The sequence below is a fragment of the Mycolicibacterium sp. XJ662 genome, assembly GCF_053484035.1.
The window spans coordinates 13,553-33,131 of record NZ_JBEFTL010000002.1; the positions used below are offsets into that span (position 1 = coordinate 13,553).

Here is a 19,579-nt window from a genome sequence, read left to right on the forward strand (position 1 = left end):
CTACCTCGCGGCGGTACGGCGGACCACGAGGACGTGACCGTCTCGGAACTTGGCCGGGCTGGTGGCCAGCTGGTAATGACCGTGCAAAACGTCGACGAACGCCCGGAGCAGGCCGGTGAGCGTAAAGCTGTTGTAGATCGTCCAATAATCGCAGTGAACGTCTTCGACGATGTATACGCCGTGCTTCGTCAACGCTATTTCGAAAAGGCTACGGAAGTTTTCCGTCATCGGGTGACACGCTTGACTTCCTACGTCGAGGATGACGTCGAACGGACCGAATTCTTCGGCCACGTCTCGTAGTAAAGAATGGCTCTGTCCGCCACCGATGCGTACCCGAATACCTTCTGAATCCGCGATCTTTACGAACTTGGAGTCGACGTCGACACCGATGATCAGCGAATCGGGGTGCAGATATTCCTGCCACATCTGTAGCGAGTCCCCGTAGAAACTGCCGACCTCCAGCAACCGAATCGGCCTGGTTCGGTCGACCACGGATTCGTAGACCGACAAGTGATCAGGCAGGTTGTGGACTCGCGGAGTCCGGTCGACCACCTCAGCCATCTCCCGGTGGAGTCGGGTGTCCACCGCCGACCATGTGGTCGTCGAAGCGATATCTGCTGCCAGTGATTTCAGCATTCGGTCTCGACCCCGATAGCGATTGCGTCGCGCGACTGGGGAAAATTTCAGTACGACGTTCACGTTCAAACCCTGTCAGCAGGTCGATTTCGGTCACTTCACCATTCCGGACCGGCGTGCACTCGGCGATGCCGATGGTCGCACATCGACGCGATTATCGCCGAGGTATCCGGCGACAGAGACTCGGACGCGGCTCAGCGCACCCGGCGCAGAAACCCGTCAGGCGCGACGGTGATCTGCAGCTTCTGCGGGATCTGCTGGTCGATTTCGAACTCCGAATGCGACTTGAGAAATTCCCACACCGCCGTCTTGGGGTTGTTGCCCTCACCCCACGGCCGGTCGGGGAACATGTCGGGCATGTCGTCGACGACGGTGTCGAACACCACGCAATAGCTCTGCGGTGTCACCAGCGGTGCGTATGCCGAAAGTTCCGCGAGGACGTGGTCGTGGGTGTGGTTGCTGTCGAGGCAGACGAGCGTAGCCCCGCGACCGGCCGCTGCATCGTGCACTTGCCGAACGGTCGCCGGGTCGACGCTGGACCCTTCGATCATCGTGATGTACCGGGACAGCGGGTGGTTTTCGATCGCGCTGCGATTGTGGGCGCGTATCTCGATGTCGACCCCGATGACCTGCCTGCTGGGGGTACGCGGATCGAACGCTGTGTCGTTGGCGATCGCCTCACACAAGTCGATTAACGCCAGCATCGAGGCGCTGAGGATCAGCGAACCACCATGCGCGATCCCTGTCTCAACGACCACGTTGGGTTTGACCGACCACATCAACTCCTGCAGGCAGACGATGTCCTGTGGATATTGGATGATCGGCCGGCCGAGCCACTCGAAATTGTACGAGTACCGGTTCGTGAGGCTTCGCCTGATCCATTGGGAGGTCAGATCCGCGAGCTCGGAGTCCTCAGCGAGCGCCCGCACATTCTCGACCACCCGCTGCCGGTGGTCGGTCAACCCCGAGAACCATTCGGCTGCACTCCAACTCGTCGCATCTGTTCCCGGCAACACCTCGAGCTCGGTGCTGTGCGACGGCGGGTACAGCAGCGCGATCGGTGCCGTATCCAGCGCCTTGGCCAGGACGGCCAACTCGGCGGTGCTCACGTAGGTGCGTTGGTGACCTTCCAGCTCCGAGATCGTGGTATGCGCGATGCGGTATCCGAGCGCCTCCGTTCGATCTGACAGCCACTGCGCTGAGCGCGACCCCCGCAGCCGCCTGATTTCATCCCCGATTCGCGCCGCCTGTTCGGCGGCCCAGTCTTTCGCCACACCGTCACAATGGTCGACCGACGGCCGAAATTCGACCGTATGGGTCAGGCCCCGCGAGAACTTAATAGAATCGCGACAAATTATGGCGCCATCGCAAAAGAGGCCCGTAGACCACGCAGATGGTGGAGGTCATAGGTTGGACAGATTCCCCAGCCCCGCCCACGACGGCCCGACGGATCGGTGATATGACCACCACTTCGACTAACGCCGACAGAGCTCTGACCGAGATCATGCGCTGTGAGGTCTGCGGCGGCGAGAAGTTGCTGCCGGTGCTCGATCTTGGCCGGCATCCGCTGTGCGACGACCTCGTCAGGATCGGTGATCCTCGCCAATGCCGGGAATACCCAATCAATATCGTCTTCTGTCCGACGTGCATCACCGCCCATCAGCGCTACCAGGTGCCCAAGGAAGACCTGTTTCAGGTTGACTACCACTACCGCTCGCGCTTCACCGCGGACGTGCTGTCTGGGATGCGCGGCCTGGTGGGGACATGCGTCGAACGGATCGGCCCCTTGTCCGACAAGCTCGTACTCGACGTCGGGTGCAACGACGGCAGTTTGCTCGATTTCTTCAGGGAAGCCGGGGCGAGGACCGCCGGTATCGAGCCGACCGGCGCCGGTGGTGACGCGGAGGCGAAGGGCCATTTCGTCGTCCAGGACTACCTCAGCGCGGCGACAGCCACTGCGATACGCGACCGTGTCGGCCTGCCGGACCTGATCACGTTCACCAACGTCTTCGCTCATATCGAGGACTTGTCAGGGGTGCTCGCCGCGCTCAAACTTCTGCTGGCACCGCAGACGACGATCGTCATCGAGAACCATTACCTGGGCGCGGTCCTGGATCGGCATCAGTTCGACACGTTCTATCACGAGCATCCCAGAACGTATTCGTACCGGTCGTTCGACTACATCGCGAAATCACTTGGGCTCGACATCGTGCACGCCGAGTTTCCCGCCCGCTACGGCGGAAACATCCGGGTCACGCTCGGACGCGGCGCACGCAACGGCACCGGAACCGAAACCGTTGCGCGTGAGCGAAAGTTCTTGCAGGACTTCGGTAGGCTCGCCCGCGATGTGGAGTTGTGGAAGGAGCGCAAGGGCCGCGAGATCAGGGAGATCGTCGCACAGCACGGTCCGATCCGCGCCAAAGCGTTCCCGGGTCGGGCGGCGATCCTCGTCAAACTGCTCGGGTTGACCGCCGACGAGATCGTCGCAGTACACGAGAAACCGGGTTCGATAAAGATCGGGCATTACGTGCCGGGCACCAGGATTCCGATCGTGTCAGACGACGAGTTGTTCGCGCAGGGTCCTCAGACCACCCCCCTGCTGAACCTGGCCTGGCATATCTCCACCGAGATCCGTCGATATCTCGCCGAACACGATTACCAGGGCCCAGTTTTCGATGTCTTGGCGGCCGACGACTTCAAAGATGCGTGAGCGGTGTTCACGGTCCTGGGTTCCGGGTTCGGCATCTACGGATACCTGCCGGCTCTGATCGAGGCGGGTTACGGCGTTGCGTTGCCGAACCGGTACCGGCCCGCGCTCGGTGACCGGCCCGAACTCTCCCCCTACATCGACGAGGTGCTCTGGTGCGGCGATGTCGAGACCGCCTTGGGACGATCGAGCGGAGCGGTCATCGCGCTGCGCCCACAAGATCAGGCACGGTGGGTACCACGCCTGACGCAAATGCCCGGTATTTCACATCTCATCCTCGAGAAGCCGCTGGCGCCAACCCCCGAGTCGGCCGCTTCGCTGCTGGCGGCAGTCGAGAATTCAGGTAAGCAGTACCGGGTCGGCTACACGTTCCGCTTCACCCCGTGGGCGGACACACTCAGGTCAGCGCTGGCCGAACCCGCCGCAAGCGTCGCCGTCGATTGGACTTTCCTGGCCCACCACTACCGCGCCGACATCAAGAACTGGAAACGGTTCAGTTCGTCCGGCGGTGGCGCAGTACGGTTCTACGGCATTCACGCGATCGCCCTGCTTTCGGAACTTGGCTACGACGATGTGTCGACGTCGACCATCTCTGGACCTTCAGAGGACGAAGCGCAGCGCTGGCGGGTGACGTTCACCGGCCCCGGTCTCGCCCCCTGTGAACTCAGAATCGACAGCCGGGAAACGACCCCGACCTTTCGCATCTCCGTGCGCAAGTACGGCCAGGCGCCGACGACGCTCGTAAACCAGGCCGACCCTTTCGGTCCGGTCGATCCCGATGCGTTGGACGGGCAGGATGCGCGCGTCGGTGTGCTCCGGCGACTATGTGATTCGTTCTCGGACCTAGACGACGGTCACGCAGAACGTCAGCAGGCGATCGTGGCGCTCTGGCGCGTCGTGGAGACCAAGTCCCGGCGCGAAGAGTAGGACTTACGGTTCGCCGCTCATGCCGTCGCCCAATTCACGCCCAGCTCGCCTGCATCGGCAACGTAAGCCGATAGTTCGTCGGCGCTCGACACCGAACCGTTCTCCAGCAGTTGGCGATACCAGTTCGCGGTGTGGCGGATGGCTTCTTCGACATCCCAGACCGGGCGCCACCCCAGATGCATCTTCGCCTTGGCACTGTCGAGTTGCAGCAGCCTCGCCTCGTGAGGCTGGGGGCTGGTCACCGCATGCCACTGCAGCTGTGGCCACCCGCGCGCAAGCTCTGCGAGCACCTGCTCAACCGAGCGGTTGCCGTGCCCGTCGGGGCCGAAGTTCCACGCCTCGGCACACGTGGTGTCGCCGGCCAGAAGCCGCTGACCAAGCAGCAGATACCCACTGAGACAATCCAACACATGCTGCCAGGGACGCGTGCTGTGCGGTGACCGCACCGCCAGCGGCTCACCGGCGACGACCGAACGCACCAGGTCGGGAACCAGGCGGTCCTGTGACCAGTCACCGCCACCGATCACGTTGCCGCCCCGCGCCGTGGCAAGCAACGGCGCTGAATCCTGTTGCAGGAGAGCGGTTCGATAGCTCGCCACCGCCAACTCGACGCCGGCCTTCGACGCACTGTAGGGGTCGTGGCCGCCCAGCCGATCGTGTTCGCGGTAGGCCCACGGCCATTCGCGGTTCTCGTAGCACTTGTCGGTCGTGACAATCACCGCGGCCCGCACATCCGGTGTGTGACGGAGTGCCTCGAGCACGTTGACCGTGCCCATGACGTTGGTGGCCCACGTGGTGACCGGTTCCTGATAGGACCGGCGGACCAACGGTTGGGCGGCTAGATGAAAGACGATCTCAGGTCGTTGCGCGGCGAAAACCCGCCGCAGCGCCGCTTCATCGCGAATGTCGATGCGGTGATCGTCCACAGTCAGCTTCAACAGTTCCCAATGACTGGGTTCGGAGGGCGGGTCCAACGCCACCCCGGTGAGATGTGCGCCCAACGCCTGCAGCCAAAGACATAGCCAACTGCCTTTGAACCCCGTATGGCCGGTGACCAGGACCCGGCGCCCACGGTACGCGGCGCCGAAAGTGTTCAGCGCCAGCACTTCCATGGCGCTTCGCCGCTGTTCCAGAGGTCTTCGAGCAGGTTCTTGTCGCGAAGAGTGTCCATGGGCTGCCAGAAGCCGGAGTGCTCGAACGCCATCAGTTCGCCGTCGGCGGCCAGGCGCGCCAACGGTGGTCCTTCCCAAGCAGTTTGGTCACCTTCGATGTAGTCGAGCGCGGCCGGCGACAGCACAAAGAATCCGCCGTTGATGAACCCACCGTCGCCGGGCGGCTTCTCGACAAAGCGCGCTACCCGGTCTCCGTCGCGCTCGATCGCCCCGTAACGCCCAGGAGGAAGCACTGCCGTGACGGTGGCCTTGCGGCCGTGTTGACGGTGAAACTCGATGCTCTTGGCGATGTTCACGTCGCTGAGCCCATCGCCGTAGGTGAAGCAGAACGCCTCTTCGTCTCGGATGTATGGCGACACCCGCTTGAGGCGACCGCCCGTCATGGTTTCGTCACCGGTGTCCACCAGCGTCACCCGCCACGGCTCGGCGTAATGCTCGTGCACTTCCATCTTGTTGACCGAGAGATCGAACGTCACATCCGACATGTGCAAGAAGTAATTCGCGAAGTACTCCTTGATCATGTAGCCCTTATAGCCACAGCAGACAACGAAGTCATTGATACCGTGCCGGGAGTAATGCTTGAGGATATGCCACAGGATCGGCCGCCCGCCGATCTCCACCATCGGCTTGGGCCGGGCCACGGTCTCTTCGGTAAGTCGGGTTCCCTTACCTCCCGCCAGGATGACCGCCTTCATCGCGTCCGCCGCTGCGTGAGTTGATGCCCCCGACCCGACCACTTCCTGGGTTGTTCTGCTAAGCCGGCGGAGTAGCTGGATTTGCCCTCTACCATGACCGTCATATGCCCGAATACTTCGGCAGGAATATTGTTCGAGTACTCCTCCATGAGGTGCCGAATCAGGAAGAAAGAGCCCAACCTCTCGGAGAGGAATCCGACCGCCCTTATCTGATAAGTGTTGTAACGCCTCAGGCGGGCACCGTATCGCTTCACGAATTGTCGACCCACGCGTTCGATCGCTGACAAAATGTGCACCAGCCACGACTTCGGAAAGATCCCTAGTTCAACACCGCCTGGAACGAAATGCTGTGCGTCCAGGAATTCGGATGCGGTGTCGGCGTCCAGCACACCTATCTCCACCGCGATCGCGGTGTAGTCGAGGATATCTCTGCGGTGATGAATCGCCGCATAGTGTTTGAAAACCGATTTCTTGAAATACAGTGGCTGTGCGACAAGGAATGGAAGGCCATCTCTGGGCACGAACGTAGCTAGCTCGGCCTCCCTTTCCACGCGGTCACATCTCAGTTCCCGCAGGGTCGGATACCGTACGGACTCCACCCCTTCCGGGGAAGCCAAAATCCTCTTGCGGTAGGACGAGAGTTCGATCAGTTCCGCGTCACCGGAGTTCCTCTCCACGGCGATGGGTAAGACGAAACTTCCCGCAGCGCCGAAGGCGACCGGTCGCGCCTGGTGCCAAAACGGGTCGAGGTGCCGCACGTGCAACTCCGAATCGGGCTGGTAATCCCCCAGCGAGATGCACTCGTCGTACCAGCTTTCAGGCAAAAGCGGCTTCTTATGACTAATGCAGTATCTGTGGATCATGGGCACAGGCAGTCCGGACGATGCGCTCGACGCTCACCAATTACAAACGGCCACTGTGAGCGAACCAGACGTAGCCAACCAGCGCTGACACGGGCGTATCCCGCCGCCAAAGGGCGACACTTTTCTTGACCATCGTCGCATTTCAACACGATTGCGCACGCAAAGCAGCGCTTTGTGAAGTGGGAGCCCAGATCCAGGGGGACATGCCCGAACACTCTAGCTTCCACGGCGGCCCTGTCAGCTGACCCCTCAATTCAGATCATTGCGTTTCTTGGCCTGCGCGGTACCGATCGACAGCAACATCCATAACCGCGATTCGCGCCTCCGGCGCCCGCCGACCGCGTAGGTTCCCTAGGCGGCACATCGCTCGCGAGAGGGGAAATGGTGGACGAAGCAGTTCGGCGGCTGTCCGCGAGCGCCACGCGGTATCAGCTGTGGACCGAGTTTCTGCAGGACAACCGGGTCGAGTCGATCGCCGAAATCGGCGTCTACCGGGGTCGATTCGCCGCGGAGATACTGGCCGCGTGCGACTCGATCCGCACCTATTACATGGTTGACCCGTGGCGGCACCTCGACGACTGGAACAAACCCAGCAATACCGACGACTCTCAGTTCGACGCCTACCTGGCCGAAACCGAAGCCACCACCGCGTTCGCCGCCGACAAGCGCGTCATCCTGCGCGGAACGACCCTCGAAGTCATCGACCAGATCCCCGACGGCAGCCTCGACTTCGCCTATATCGATGGCGACCATACGCTGCGGGGCATTTCGATCGACCTCATCAACGTGTGGCCCAAGGTCCGGGCCGGCGGGTGGATCGGTGGCGACGACTTCGCGCACACGGTGTGGCAGCACGGGGACCGTTTCGAGCCCACCCTGGTGTTCCCGTTCGCGGTGTATTTCGCAGAAGCGGTGGGCGCACGAATCTTTGCCCTGCCACACCAGCAGTACCTCATCTGCAAAGAACCGGGCTACGAGTTCGTCGACCTCACCGACAGTTACCCCGACACCACGCTACAAGGACAGTTCCAACTAAAGCGTGTGCTGCGGGGTTGGTTCACCGACACGGTCGGCATCCTCAAGAGCGAGCGAAAACGCACGTCGCCCACCGGGTTCAGATCCGAATCCGACAAGGCCTAGATCGGCGACACCCGCGCCGGCGCAGCCGACGCGGTTAATTCACTGCACTATCGCGGATTCGGTCCATCGTTGCGCACGCCGCAACGTACCTCCCCCGCAACGGCAGATGGCCGGCGCAAAACAAACCGCGTCACAGCCCCATCGCAGCAAAGCGGTCAGACCACCGGACCAACTCGGCTAGTTTGGCCCTGAACGAACGGCCGTCGAACCACGTCGCACCCAACCTGCCACGTACGACCTCGGCCGCGCGTGCTGAAGTACGGCTCGAAAGAAGGTGAGGGCTATGGGGGACGCTCTTGTCACTCCAATCGCACTGATCGGCATGGCCTGCCGACTTCCCGGAGGCATCGAATCACCGGAGAAGCTGTGGCAAGCGCTGCTACGGGGCGAAGATCTGGTGACCGAGATCCCCGCCGATCACTGGGATGTCGACGAGTTCTATGACCCCGAACCTGGTGTGCCCGCCAAGTCCGTGACGCGGTACGGCGGATTTCTCGACGACATTTGGGGCTTCGATGCTCCGTTCTTCGGTCTGCGGACCCATGAAGCGACGTACATGGACCCCAACCACCGGTTGCTGATGGAGACATCGTGGGAGGCCATCGAGCACGCCGGCTTCGATCCGCGTTCGCTGTTCGGGTCCAAGACAGGCGTTTTCGTCGGGGTGGTCCACGATGACCACGTCGTGCTGACCTACGAATCCGGCGTCGTACACGACGCCTACGCGTACCCCGGCAACACCCCCAGCATGGCGTCCGGCCGGATCGCGTACTGGCTGGGTGCGCACGGTCCGGCGTTGACGGTGGACTCCGCGTGTTCCACCGGCATGCTGACCCTGCACCTGGCCTGTCGCAGCCTGCACCAGGGCGAGAGTGACCTTGCCCTCGCAGGCGGCGTCAACACGCTGATCTCAGGGCTGATGAACACCGCGGGGTCAGCGCTGGGGATGTACTCCCCCACTGGCTGTTGCCACTCCTTCGACGCCGCAGCGGACGGCTTCGTGCGGTCCGAGGGCTGCGCCGTGGTCTTGCTCAAGCGGTTGCCCGACGCGGTACGAGACGGCGACCGGATCCTCGCCGTGATCCGCGGCACGGCGGCCAATCACGACGGGCGCACCAAGACCATCTCCAGACCGTCGTTGGAAGCGCAGGCCAACGCATACCGGGCAGCGCTGGCGGCGGCCGGCGTCGACCCCAAGACGGTCGGCATGGTGGAAGCCCACGGCACCGGCACCCGGGTCGGTGACCCGATCGAGTTTGGCAGCCTGTCGAGGGTCTACGGCACCGACGGCCGACCGTGCGCGCTCGGATCGGCCAAGAGCAACTTCGGCCACACCGAGGGCGCCGCAGGCACATTGGGCCTGATCAAGGCCGCGCTCGCGCTGCAACACGGTGTGGTCCCGCCGTCGCTGCACTTCACCCGGCTGCCCGACGACCTGGCGAAAATCGAAACGGGCCTGTTCGTGCCCACCGCCGCCACCCCGTGGCCCTCGCAACAAGACCAGCCGCAGAATCAGCACCCACGCCGGGCGGCCGTATCGTCGTACGGTCTGAGCGGTACGAACGTGCACGCCGTGCTGGAGGAGGCCCCTACGTACGCGCCGCAGGAGGCGGCCGTGGTCTCGCCCGGCTCGCTGGTGTTCGCGCTGTCAGCCACCTCGAGCGAAGCCCTGCACCGCACCTGCGCCCGACTCGCCGAATGGGTGAGCGCCCGCTCCGATGAGCTGGTGCCCTCCGATCTGGCCTACACCTTGGCGCGCCGACGTGGCCACCGGTCGGTGCGCGCGGCGGTGGTCGCCGCGGACCTGACGGAGCTGACCGAGCGGTTGCATGAGGTCGCCGACAGCGCCATCACGTACCCCGCCGCGGTCGGCCAGGACGATCGTGGACCCGTATGGGTGTTCTCCGGACAGGGTTCGCAGTGGGCGGCGATGGGCGCCGCCCTGCTGGCGGCGGAGCCGGTGTTCGCCGCGACGGTTGCGCTGGTGGAGCCGTTGATTGCCGCGGAAGCGGGCTTCTCAGTCACCCAGGCGATGTCGGCACCCGAGACGGTCGACGGTATCGAGCGGGTCCAGCCGACTCTATTCACCATGCAGGTCGCGCTGGCCGCCGCGATGCGCTCCCACGGCGTCCACCCCGGCGCCGTCGTCGGGCATTCGATGGGAGAGGTCGCCGCTGCCGTTGTCGCGGAAGCGCTTTCGCTCGAAGACGGCGTGCGCGTCATCTGCCGCCGCTCGCGGTTGCTGGCCACCATCGCCGGCGCCGGGGCGATGGCCTCGGTGGAGCTGCCCGCCGCACGCGTGCGCGACGAGTTGGCCGCGCGCAACCGCTCCGACGTCGTCGTGTCGGTGGTCGCCTCGCCGGAGTCCACCGTCATCGGCGGGGCGACCGAGACGGTGCGCGATCTGGTCGCGATGTGGGAGCGCCGCGACGTGACGGCACGTGAGGTGGCGGTGGACGTCGCGTCGCACTCACCGCAGGTCGATCCGATCCTCGCCGAACTCGCCGATGCGTTGGCCGAGCTTACCCCGCTGGCTCCCGCGGTGCCGTTCTACTCGGCGACGTTGGACGACCCGCGGCGCCAGCCGGTCCTGGACGCCCGCTACTGGGTCGATAACCTGCGCCGTCCGGTGCGGTTCGCCGACGCCGTGCAGGCCGCGCTGGAGGACGGCCACCGGGTCTTCGCGGAGCTCTCCCCGCACCCGCTGTTGACCCGCGCTGTGGAACAGACCGCGAAGGCGGCCGACATCTCGGCGCAGGCACTACCGTGCCTGCTGCGTGAACAGGAGTTGCCACACGGCCTGCGCGAGTTCCTGGCGAACTTGCATTGCGCCGGAGCCGCAGTCGATTTCGCGGCGCTCTACCCGAACGGCCGGCTGGTCGACGCACCGTTGCCGACGTGGACCCACCGTCGGCTGCGCATCGGGTCCGGGGATCCCAGCCGCCAGGCACTGGCAATGGGCACGCGGAACCTCGCGGTGCACCCGCTGCTCGGCGCGCATGTGCGGCTGCCGGAAGAGCCGGAGCGCCATGCCTGGCAAGGCGACGTCGGCACCTCGGCGCTCCCGTGGCTGAGCGACCATCAGGTGCACAACGTGCCCGCCCTGCCCGGGGCGGCCTACTGCGAGATGGCGCTGTCGGCGGCGCGCACCATGCTCGGCGAGGGATCCGAGGTCCGCGACATCAGCTTTGAGCAGATGCTGATGCTCGACGAACAGACACCGATCACCACGCTCGCGTCGGTCGACACGCCCGGCGTCGTCGAGTTCGAAGTGGTGACCGACCACGAAGGCGAACACACCCGGCGAGCCGTCGCACGCCTACACGTGACCGACGATGAGCCTGCGCCGCAGCGACACGACATTTCCACGCTGCTCGCCGCGCACCCGTCCCGCACCGAAGGCGACGAGCTACGAGCGCTGTTCGACTCCCGCGGGGTCTTACTCGGTCCGGCGTTCGCGAGCCTGATCGCCGCTCACACCGCCGATGACGTTTGCACGTTGGTCGCCGAAATCGCACTGCCCCGTGCGCTGCGCGCGCAGCAGAGCGCCTACGGTATCCACCCGGTGCTGCTCGACGCCTGCTTCCAATCCGTCGCCGCGCACCCGGCCGTCAACCACGGGGAGTTGTTGGTGCCGTTGGGAATTCGGCGGCTGCGCATCTGCGATCCGGCGGGCAAGCCGCGGTACTGCCTCGTCCGGTTGAACACCCGCGACCGAACCGGCGTCGACGCCGATATCGACATCCTCGACGAGGCCGGAGCGCCGGTGCTGACCATGCGGGGGTTCCAGCTGGGCAGCAGTTCGGAAGGAAGCGATGCCGAACGCGTGCTCGCCGAACGGTTGCTCACCGTCGAATGGCGGCGGCATGACCCACCCGTTTGCGCGGACACCGATCCCGGCGAGTGGCTGTTGATCACCACCTCAGACACCGCGGAGTCCCTGGCGACAAAGCTCCTCGACGCCATGAAAGGCCTTGGTGCGCAGTGTGACTGGTTCGGCTGGCCCGGGCACGCCGACCCTGTACCCTACGGTGAGCAACTGGGTGACCGGCTGACGGCCAGCGCCGTCGACGGCGTGGTCGTGGTGTTCCCGGCGCCGAGCGACGTGGACGAAGACGGTCTGGCCAGGGCCCGCGCGCACGTCTCTGCGCTGGCGCGCATCGCTCGCGAACTCGCCGAATCGCCGGGTGAACCGCCCCGCCTATATGTGTTGACCAGGGCCGCGCAAACCGTGGAGGACCACGACCGGGCCAACCTCGACCAGGCCGGGTTGCGCGGCCTGGTCCGGGTGGTGGGCGCCGAACATCCGGAGCTGCGTGCCACCCAGATTGACGTGGACGCCGACTGCGACCCCGAGAAGGTGGCACTCGAACTGCTGTCCGGATCCACCGAGGACGAAACTGCCTGGCGCGCCGGCAACTGGTACGTGGCCAGGCTGCAGCCCACGCCGCTGCGGCCCGAAGAGCGCCGCATCACCACGGTGAACCACGAAACCGAAGGTGTGCGCCTGCAGATCCGCACTCCCGGGGATTTGGCAACGATGGAACTTGTTGCTGCCGAACGTGTTCCACCGGGACGCGGCGAGATCGAGGTCGCGGTCACCGCGTCCAGTATCAACTTCGCCGATGTACTGGTGGCATTCGGCCAGTACCCCAGCCTCGAAGGACGTCTGCCGCAGCCGGGCACCGACTTCGCGGGTGTGGTGACCGCGGTCGGGCCCGGTGTCACCGATCATCGGGTCGGTGACCATGTCGGCGGTTTCTCCAGAAACGGCTGCTGGGCCACGTTTGTCACCTGTGACGCCCGCGCCGCCGTGGCACTTCCGCCCGGCCTGACCGATGAGGTTGCGGCCGCGACGACCACCGCGTACGCCACCGCCTGGTACGGGCTGCACGACCAGGCCCGGATCGCGGCCGGTGATCGGGTGTTGATCCATTCGGCCACCGGCGGTGTCGGGCAGGCGGCCATCGCGATCGCCCGCGCGGCGGGAGCGGAGATCTTCGCTACCGCAGGCAGCCCCGGACGCCGGGAGTTGTTGCGCGACATGGGTATCGAGCATGTGTACGACTCGCGCAGCACCGCGTTCGCCGATCTGATCCGCCGCGACACCGACGGCGCCGGTGTCGACGTCGTACTCAACTCCCTCACCGGAGCCGCGCAGCGTGCCGGGTTTGAACTCCTGGCCATCGACGGGCGGTTCGTGGAGATCGGCAAGCTGGATGTCTACGCCAACTCCCGGCTGGGCATGTATCCCTTCCGCCGCAACCTCACGTTCCACTACGTCGATCTGGCGCTGATGGTCGAGAGTCGACCCGAACGGGTCGGCGACCTGCTGCGGCGGGTGTACGAGCTGGTGGCAACCGGACAGTTGGCGCCACCGCAGAGCACTTCTTACCCGCTCGCCGAGGTGGCCACCGCGATTCGGGTGATGAGCGCGGCCGAACACACCGGCAAGCTGGTGCTCGACGTGCCCCGCCGCGGACACAGCACGGTGGCGCTGCCACCGGAGCAGGCCCCGCTCTTTCGCCCCGACGGGGCCTACATCATCACCGGGGGTCTTGGCGGGCTGGGGTTGTTCCTCGCCGCCGAGATGGCTTCAGCCGGCTGCGGCCGGATCGTGCTGACGAGTCGCTCACAACCCAACGCCGCTGCATGCCAAGCTATTGAGCGGATGCGCGACAGCGGCACGCAGATCCACGTCGAGTGCGGTGACATCGCCGATCCCGCAACGGCGGGACGTCTCGTCACCGCCGCCACCGCGACCGGGCTGCCGGTCCGCGGCGTGCTGCACGCCGCGGCCGTGGTGGAGGACGCCACGCTGACCACGATGACGGACGACCTGATCGAGCGGGACTGGGTGGCCAAGGTCTACGGCGCCTGGCACATGCACGAAGCGACGTGCGACCAGCCGCTGGACTGGTTCTGCTGTTTCTCATCGGCGGCCGCGCTGCTCGGCTCCCCGGGCCAGGGCGCCTACGCCGCGGCCAACAGCTGGCTGGACGCCTTCACCCACTGGCGCCGGGCAGAAGGCCTGCCCGCCACCACGATCGCGTGGGGCGCATGGGCCGAGGTCGGCCGCGCCGCGTCCCTGGAAGAGGGCCGCACCACGATGATCACCCCCGAAGAAGGTGCACACGCCTTCCAGGCGCTGCTGCGCTACGACCGCGGCTACACCGGCTACATGCCCACCAAGGGCACCCCGCTGTTCAACGCACTCGTTGCGCGCAGTCCGTTCGCCGAGGCGTTCAAGACCGCGGGTCAGGAACGAGACGACACCGCCGCGGTGCGTGCCGAGTTGCGCTCGCTGCCTCGCGACGAGTGGGCGACGCGGCTTCGAAGGCTCGTGGCCGAGCAGGCCAGCCTCATCCTGCGGCGCGCGGTCGATCCAGACCACTCGTTCCCGGATCACGGTCTGGACTCCCTCGGATTCCTCGAGTTGCGCAACCGCATCGAATCCGAGACCGGAATACGCGTGACGCCCAAGGCGATTGCCACGCACAACACCGCGCGTACGCTCGGCCAACACCTGGCCGATACGCTGGCAGGTGACCAGACGGTGTCGGCAGCGGTGTGATCGCTTCTGCCGCAACCTCAACACGCCGCATCTGCAGGCTGCATGTGAAGGAGGCTGACTGATGGCTGCGCGGAGGGCTGATGTGCCGCCCGACAATCGGCTCGCGGTGGCGGACGAAGCCTTGCTGGCAGAGCATTACGCCGCCGATATGAACGTCATCATTCAGGTCACGTGGCTCTATGAGCACCCCGTCGACTACGACGCGTTGCGGCGCTTTCACTACCACCTCGGCCAGGGATTGCTGGGACGGCGCATCGAGCGTCCGGCGCTTTCGATCGCGCGGCATCGTTGGGTTGTCGATCGCGGGCCGCTGGACTTCGATGTCGCCGAAACCGCCCGGCCCCGCGAAGAATTCAGCGACTGGGTCGATGAACGCTCACAACTGCCGATCGATCCCGAAACGGGTCCCGGTTGGCATCTGGGCGTGCTTCCGCTGACGGACGGCTCGACAGCGATCAGCCTCGTGCTCTCGCACAACCTGATCGACGGCCTCGGTCTGGCCCTGGTGATCATCGAAGCGGCCCTCGGCAAGACACGCGAACTCGGGTATCCGCTGCCGCAATCACGCACTCGGGTACGCGCCCTCGTCGAGGACGTCCGCCAGACGGCGCGGGACATCCCCCAGGTCGCCCGCGCGCTCACCACCGCAGCACGCCTGGCCCGAAAGCAGGCGCGCACCCAGCCGCGTAAGAACCGTCCGCAGCGACCGAAAGCCCCCGTCGTCCCCGGTGGTGACGACGTCGTGCTGGTGCCGGCCCTGACGATCTACATCGACCTGGAGCAGTGGGACGCCCGCGCCGCAGCCCTCGGCGGAGCCAGCCACACGATGGCCGCGGCGTTCGCCGCGAAGTTCGGGGAACGGATCGGACGTCGGCGCGCCGATGACGGGGCGGTCACCCTGCAGATCCCCATCAGCGACCGCACCGAGGACGACACCCGGGCGATGGCGTTGTCGTATGCGCGCGTCAGCGTCGACCCGAAACCGCTGACGACCGACCTCAGCGACATCCGCGCCGCCGTCAAAGAGACGCTTCGCACGCTGAAGGAAACCCCGGACGAGTCCAAGCAGCTCCTGTGGCTGCCGTCGTTCACGCCGAAACGTGCGCTGAAGAAAATGGTCGCCCGGATGCCCGCCGACCCCGATCAGCCGGTGTTTTGCTCCTACCTCGGCGATCTGCACTCGGTGATCGGCTGTCCGGCCGGCACCATCGCCGAATACGAGAACGCCCGAGGAACCGGACAACGCGAAAGCCGCCGCTTCCTCGAACAGATCGGCGGCCGGATGATCATCCTGTCCGGGCGCATCAACGGCCAGATCTTCATCAGCGTCGGCGCCTACCAACCCGGTGCCGACAACACCAAGCCCGCCCTATATGAACTGGCCAAGGCCACGATGGCGGACTTCGACCTGACCGGCCACATCCACTAACGCAAAACGGGCCACTAACGCGAAACGGGCGGAGCCAAGAGGCCGCCGCCCGTTTCGGTCAGTTACTGGTCAGAAGTTGTTGCAGGTGCGGAACGCAGCCTCGATCGCCGGGAGGTACGGCTGCATCTGCGGCGCGGACGCAACATGCTGCGCAGTCTTCGCGCGCTGCTCCGGACCCGCGGCGAGGAACTCGTTCAGACCCCGCTGCACAATCGGCGTCTTGTTGAACGCCGCGGCGACCTGCGGGTTCTGCGCCTCAAGCGCCGCCACCAATTGCGGGTAGGTGCACGTGGTGTTGATGGCCGGACCCAGATCAGGAGCCGCGGATGCGATGCCGGATCCGACGCCCAGCGACAGTGCGACACCGCCGACCACAACAGCCAGTCTGGTCAACGACAGTTGGATCATGTGCAGATTTCCTCCCTGACAAGTGATCCCCGACCGTACAGACTCTAGTGGCCAATCCGGGATCTTCCCAAACTTTTTGGTAGCGGGCTGCCCACTGGCAAGCCCGTTACCCCCTTATCGCGCGCTCCTTGACGAACGTTAGCTAACCGAGGCACTTTGTTCGCCGGCGCGAAGGCGCCGGGCCGCGGCGAGGGGGCGTGGGTGCACCCGCAGCGGCCACCAGAACCATCGGCCCAGCAGCGCGGCGATCGACGGCGTCATGAACGCGCGCACCACCAACGTGTCGAACAACAGACCCATTCCGATGGTCGAACCCACCTGCCCGATGATGCGCAGGTCGCTGACCACCATCGACAGCATCGTGAAGGCGAACACCAGACCCGCGGCCGTCACCACCTTGCCGCTGCCGCCCATCGCGCGGATGATGCCGGTGTTCAACCCCGCGCCGATCTCCTCCTTTATGCGCGACACCAACAGCAGGTTGTAGTCAGAACCCACCGCCAGCAGGATGATCACCGACATCGCAAGCACGAGCCAGTGCAACTCGATACCGAGGATGTGCTGCCAGATCAGCACCGAGAGCCCGAACGCGGCGCCCAGCGAAAGCGCTACCGTGCCAACGATTACCAGCGCAGCGACGAAACTTCGCGTGATGACCAGCATGATGGAGAAGATCAGACACAGCGCCGCCGTCCCCGCGATCAGAAGGTCGTACCTGGACCCGTCGCGCAGGTCCTTGAACGTGGGCGCCGCCCCGGCGAGATGGACTTTGGCACTTTCCAGCGGCGTGACCTTCAGGGCCTCCTGGGCCGCGGTGTGCAGGGCGTCGACGCGCGAGATACCTTCGGGTGTCCCCGGATCGTCGCGATGGGTGATGATCAGGCGCAGCGCCTTACCGTCCGGTGAGAAGAACAGGTCCATCGCGCGTTTGAAGTCCTCGTTCTCGAAGACTTCCGGCGGCAGGTAGAAGGTGTCGTCGTTCTGGGCGGCATCGTAGGCCTGGCCCATGGCGCTGGCGTTCTGGATCGTGTCGTCGATCAGCGCCATCATGCCGTCCATGGTGCTGTGTGTCGTCTGCATCATGGTCCGCATGGCCTTCATGCTGGCGATCATCGGCGGGAACAGGGTGAGCAGGTCCTGCTGAAGAAGATCGAGCTTATCGACGTGTACCAGGATCTCGTGCATCTGCACGCTGATCTGGTCGGTGCCGTCGAGGCCCTGGAAGACCGACCTCACCGCCCAGCAGACGGGGATGTTGTAGCAGTGCGGTTCCCAAAACAGATAGTTGCGGATCGGCCGGAAGAAGTCGTCGAAGTTGGCGATGTTGTCGCGCAACTCATCGGTGACCTCGGTGATCTCCTTGTTCATCAGCGTCGTCTCATGAGTGATATCGCTGATCTGCTGCATCAGAGCGTAGGTGCGCTCCATCTGGCTGATCATTCTGTTCATGTTCTCGACCTGATCCTGCATGCCGTCGATGCGATCTCTGCCGAACGGCAGGATCTGCTGCATGCCGGCGCTTTGCAGGCTGATCTGAAATGGGATCGACGTCCGCTCGATCGGGGTGCCCTCAGGCCGGGTGATCGTCTGCACCGACGCGATGCCGGGAACGGCGAAGATCGCCTTCGCGAGCTTGTGTAACACCACGAAATCGGCCGGGTTGCGCATGTCGTGGTCGGCTTCCAGGATCATGATGTCCGGCATCATTCGCGACTCGGGGAAATGTCGCTCGGCGGCTGCGTATCCCACGTTTGCGGGAATGTCCTGTGGGACATACAGCCGGTCGTCGTAGCTGGTCTTGTAGCCCGGCAGCGCCAGCAGCCCGACCAGCGCGACCGCGCACGACGCGATCAGGATCGGTCCGGGCCACCGCACGATCGCCGTGCCCAGCCGCCGCCACCGGCGCACCACGACCTTGCGCTTGGGCTCGAACAGGCCGAACCGGGCGCCGACGGCGATTACGGCCGGGATCAACGTGAGCGCTACCGCGACCGTCACGACCATGCCCACCGCGGACGGTACGCCCATGGTCTGGAAATAGGGCAGCCGGGTGAAGCTGAGGCAGAGGATCGCTCCGGCGATGGTCAAACCCGAGGCCAGGACCACCTTGGCGACGCTGCGGTAGGTGGTGAAGAACGCCGCTTCCCGGTCCTCGCCGGCTTGGCGCGCCTCGTGATAGCGGCCGGTGAAGAAGATCCCGTAGTCGGTTCCCACGGCGATGCCCAGCGACACCAGCAGGTTCACCGCGAAGATCGACAGGCCGAGGATGCCCTCATCGCCGAGGAACGCCACCACTCCCCTGGCCGCCTGGACCTGGATGCCCACCATGAGCAACAGGAGAATCACGGTGATGACCGAGCGGTACACGAACAGCAACATCGTCACGATCACCGCGAGCGTCACCAAGGTGATCGTGATGATGGAGCTGTCGCCGGCGTGGTTCATGTCGGCCACCAACGGCGCTGAGCCCGTGACATAGGCCTGTACGCCCGGCGGCGCCGGCGTCCGTTCGACGATGTCGCGGACGGCTTCGACCGACTCGTTGGCCAGCAATTCGCCTTGGTTACCAGCGAGATTCAACTGGACGTAGACGGCCATCCGATCGGCGCTTTCCACCCCCGACGCGGTGAGCGGATCCCCCCAGTAGTCCTGGACGTGCCGCACATGGGTGGTGTCGGCCCTCAACTGACGGATCAACTCGTCGTAGTAGAGGTGTGCCTCATCGCCCAGGGGTTCTTGGCCCTCCAAGACGATCATCGCGATGCTGTCGGAGTCGGATTCCTCGAACAGCTCACCCATGCGCTGCATCGCCTCGAATGACGGTGCGCCTTTGGGGATCACCGAAACCGAGCTTTCCCGGCCGACTTGTTCCAGCGACGGAACAGCGAAGGTCAGGACGGCGATCAACGCCAGCCACCCGATGATGATCGGCACCGCCAGCCGGTAGATGGTCCGGGCTACCAACGACCGACGAGTGTTGAGTTTCTGGTCGGTCATGCGGCCTTCAGCAGGACGGAGATAACCGCGT

General features: G+C 64.9%; 12 protein-coding genes. 5 read left to right on the forward strand and 7 right to left on the reverse strand.

What is annotated here, in order from left to right:
* A complete protein-coding gene (locus ABQE93_RS07345) occupies positions 1-699 on the reverse strand; it encodes an O-methyltransferase (protein WP_448407217.1) in 699 nt (232 codons plus the stop codon).
* A gap of 131 nt (positions 700-830) precedes the next feature.
* Entirely contained in the window at positions 831-1,910 is a 1,080-nt protein-coding gene (locus ABQE93_RS07350; RefSeq protein ID WP_448407216.1) for a CmcI family methyltransferase, read from the reverse strand.
* Between the two features lie 185 nt (positions 1,911-2,095).
* Between ABQE93_RS07350 and ABQE93_RS07355 the strand changes: the two genes are divergently transcribed.
* Positions 2,096-3,346 carry a class I SAM-dependent methyltransferase gene (locus tag ABQE93_RS07355; protein ID WP_448407214.1) on the forward strand — a complete coding sequence of 417 codons (1,251 nt, stop codon included), beginning with the start codon at positions 2,096-2,098 and terminating at the stop codon, positions 3,344-3,346.
* Positions 3,347-3,349: 3 nt separating this feature from the next.
* Entirely contained in the window at positions 3,350-4,270 is a 921-nt protein-coding gene (locus ABQE93_RS07360) for a Gfo/Idh/MocA family oxidoreductase (protein WP_448407213.1), read from the forward strand.
* A 17-nt stretch (positions 4,271-4,287) separates the two neighbouring features.
* On the opposite strand, the gene rfbG is transcribed toward ABQE93_RS07360, so the two are convergent.
* From rfbG to ABQE93_RS07375, 3 genes are read right to left on the reverse strand one after another with little or no spacing between them, the layout of a single operon-like run.
* Complete coding sequence (rfbG, locus tag ABQE93_RS07365; protein ID WP_448407212.1) at positions 4,288-5,382, reverse strand: CDP-glucose 4,6-dehydratase; 1,095 nt, start codon at positions 5,380-5,382, stop codon at positions 4,288-4,290.
* Positions 5,364-6,137 carry a glucose-1-phosphate cytidylyltransferase gene (rfbF, locus tag ABQE93_RS07370; protein ID WP_448407211.1) on the reverse strand — a complete coding sequence of 258 codons (774 nt, stop codon included), beginning with the start codon at positions 6,135-6,137 and terminating at the stop codon, positions 5,364-5,366. Before rfbF ends, rfbG begins: the two co-directional genes overlap by 19 nt.
* Positions 6,134-6,961, reverse strand: coding sequence for a hypothetical protein (locus ABQE93_RS07375; protein ID WP_448407210.1), 828 nt, complete (start codon positions 6,959-6,961; stop codon positions 6,134-6,136). The genes rfbF and ABQE93_RS07375 overlap by 4 nt, the downstream gene beginning before the upstream one ends.
* A gap of 423 nt (positions 6,962-7,384) precedes the next feature.
* On the opposite strand from ABQE93_RS07375, the gene ABQE93_RS07380 reads away from it, so the two are divergent.
* The 3 genes from ABQE93_RS07380 (at position 7,385) to ABQE93_RS07390 (ending at position 16,143) form a co-directional block, all read left to right on the forward strand.
* Positions 7,385-8,140 carry a class I SAM-dependent methyltransferase gene (locus tag ABQE93_RS07380; protein WP_448407208.1) on the forward strand — a complete coding sequence of 252 codons (756 nt, stop codon included), beginning with the start codon at positions 7,385-7,387 and terminating at the stop codon, positions 8,138-8,140.
* Between the two features lie 283 nt (positions 8,141-8,423).
* Positions 8,424-14,714 carry a sulfolipid-1 biosynthesis phthioceranic/hydroxyphthioceranic acid synthase gene (gene pks2, locus ABQE93_RS07385; protein ID WP_448407207.1) on the forward strand — a complete coding sequence of 2,097 codons (6,291 nt, stop codon included), beginning with the start codon at positions 8,424-8,426 and terminating at the stop codon, positions 14,712-14,714.
* A 61-nt stretch (positions 14,715-14,775) separates the two neighbouring features.
* The gene (locus ABQE93_RS07390; protein WP_448407205.1) at positions 14,776-16,143 is read left to right on the forward strand and encodes a hypothetical protein; all 1,368 of its coding nucleotides are present in this window, start codon (positions 14,776-14,778) and stop codon (positions 16,141-16,143) included.
* A 69-nt stretch (positions 16,144-16,212) separates the two neighbouring features.
* Here ABQE93_RS07390 and ABQE93_RS07395 read toward each other — a convergent pair whose 3' ends face one another.
* On the reverse strand, positions 16,213-16,551 hold the full coding sequence (locus ABQE93_RS07395; RefSeq protein ID WP_448407204.1) for a hemophore-related protein: 339 nt from the start codon (positions 16,549-16,551) through the stop codon (positions 16,213-16,215).
* Between the two features lie 138 nt (positions 16,552-16,689).
* Positions 16,690-19,548 (reverse strand): MMPL/RND family transporter, encoded by a 2,859-nt coding sequence (locus tag ABQE93_RS07400; protein ID WP_448407202.1) that lies wholly within the window; start codon positions 19,546-19,548, stop codon positions 16,690-16,692.
* Positions 19,549-19,579: the final 31 nt, after the last annotated feature.

Coding starts and splice junctions, on each gene's coding strand:
- ABQE93_RS07355 (WP_448407214.1), top strand. CDS start 2,096: ATGACCACCACTTCGACTAACGCCGACAGAGCTCTGACCGAGATCATG.
- rfbG (WP_448407212.1), bottom strand. CDS start 5,382: ATGGAAGTGCTGGCGCTGAACACTTTCGGCGCCGCGTACCGTGGGCGC.
- rfbF (WP_448407211.1), bottom strand. CDS start 6,137: ATGAAGGCGGTCATCCTGGCGGGAGGTAAGGGAACCCGACTTACCGAA.
- pks2 (WP_448407207.1), top strand. CDS start 8,424: ATGGGGGACGCTCTTGTCACTCCAATCGCACTGATCGGCATGGCCTGC.
- ABQE93_RS07390 (WP_448407205.1), top strand. CDS start 14,776: ATGGCTGCGCGGAGGGCTGATGTGCCGCCCGACAATCGGCTCGCGGTG.
- ABQE93_RS07395 (WP_448407204.1), bottom strand. CDS start 16,551: ATGATCCAACTGTCGTTGACCAGACTGGCTGTTGTGGTCGGCGGTGTC.
- ABQE93_RS07400 (WP_448407202.1), bottom strand. CDS start 19,548: ATGACCGACCAGAAACTCAACACTCGTCGGTCGTTGGTAGCCCGGACC.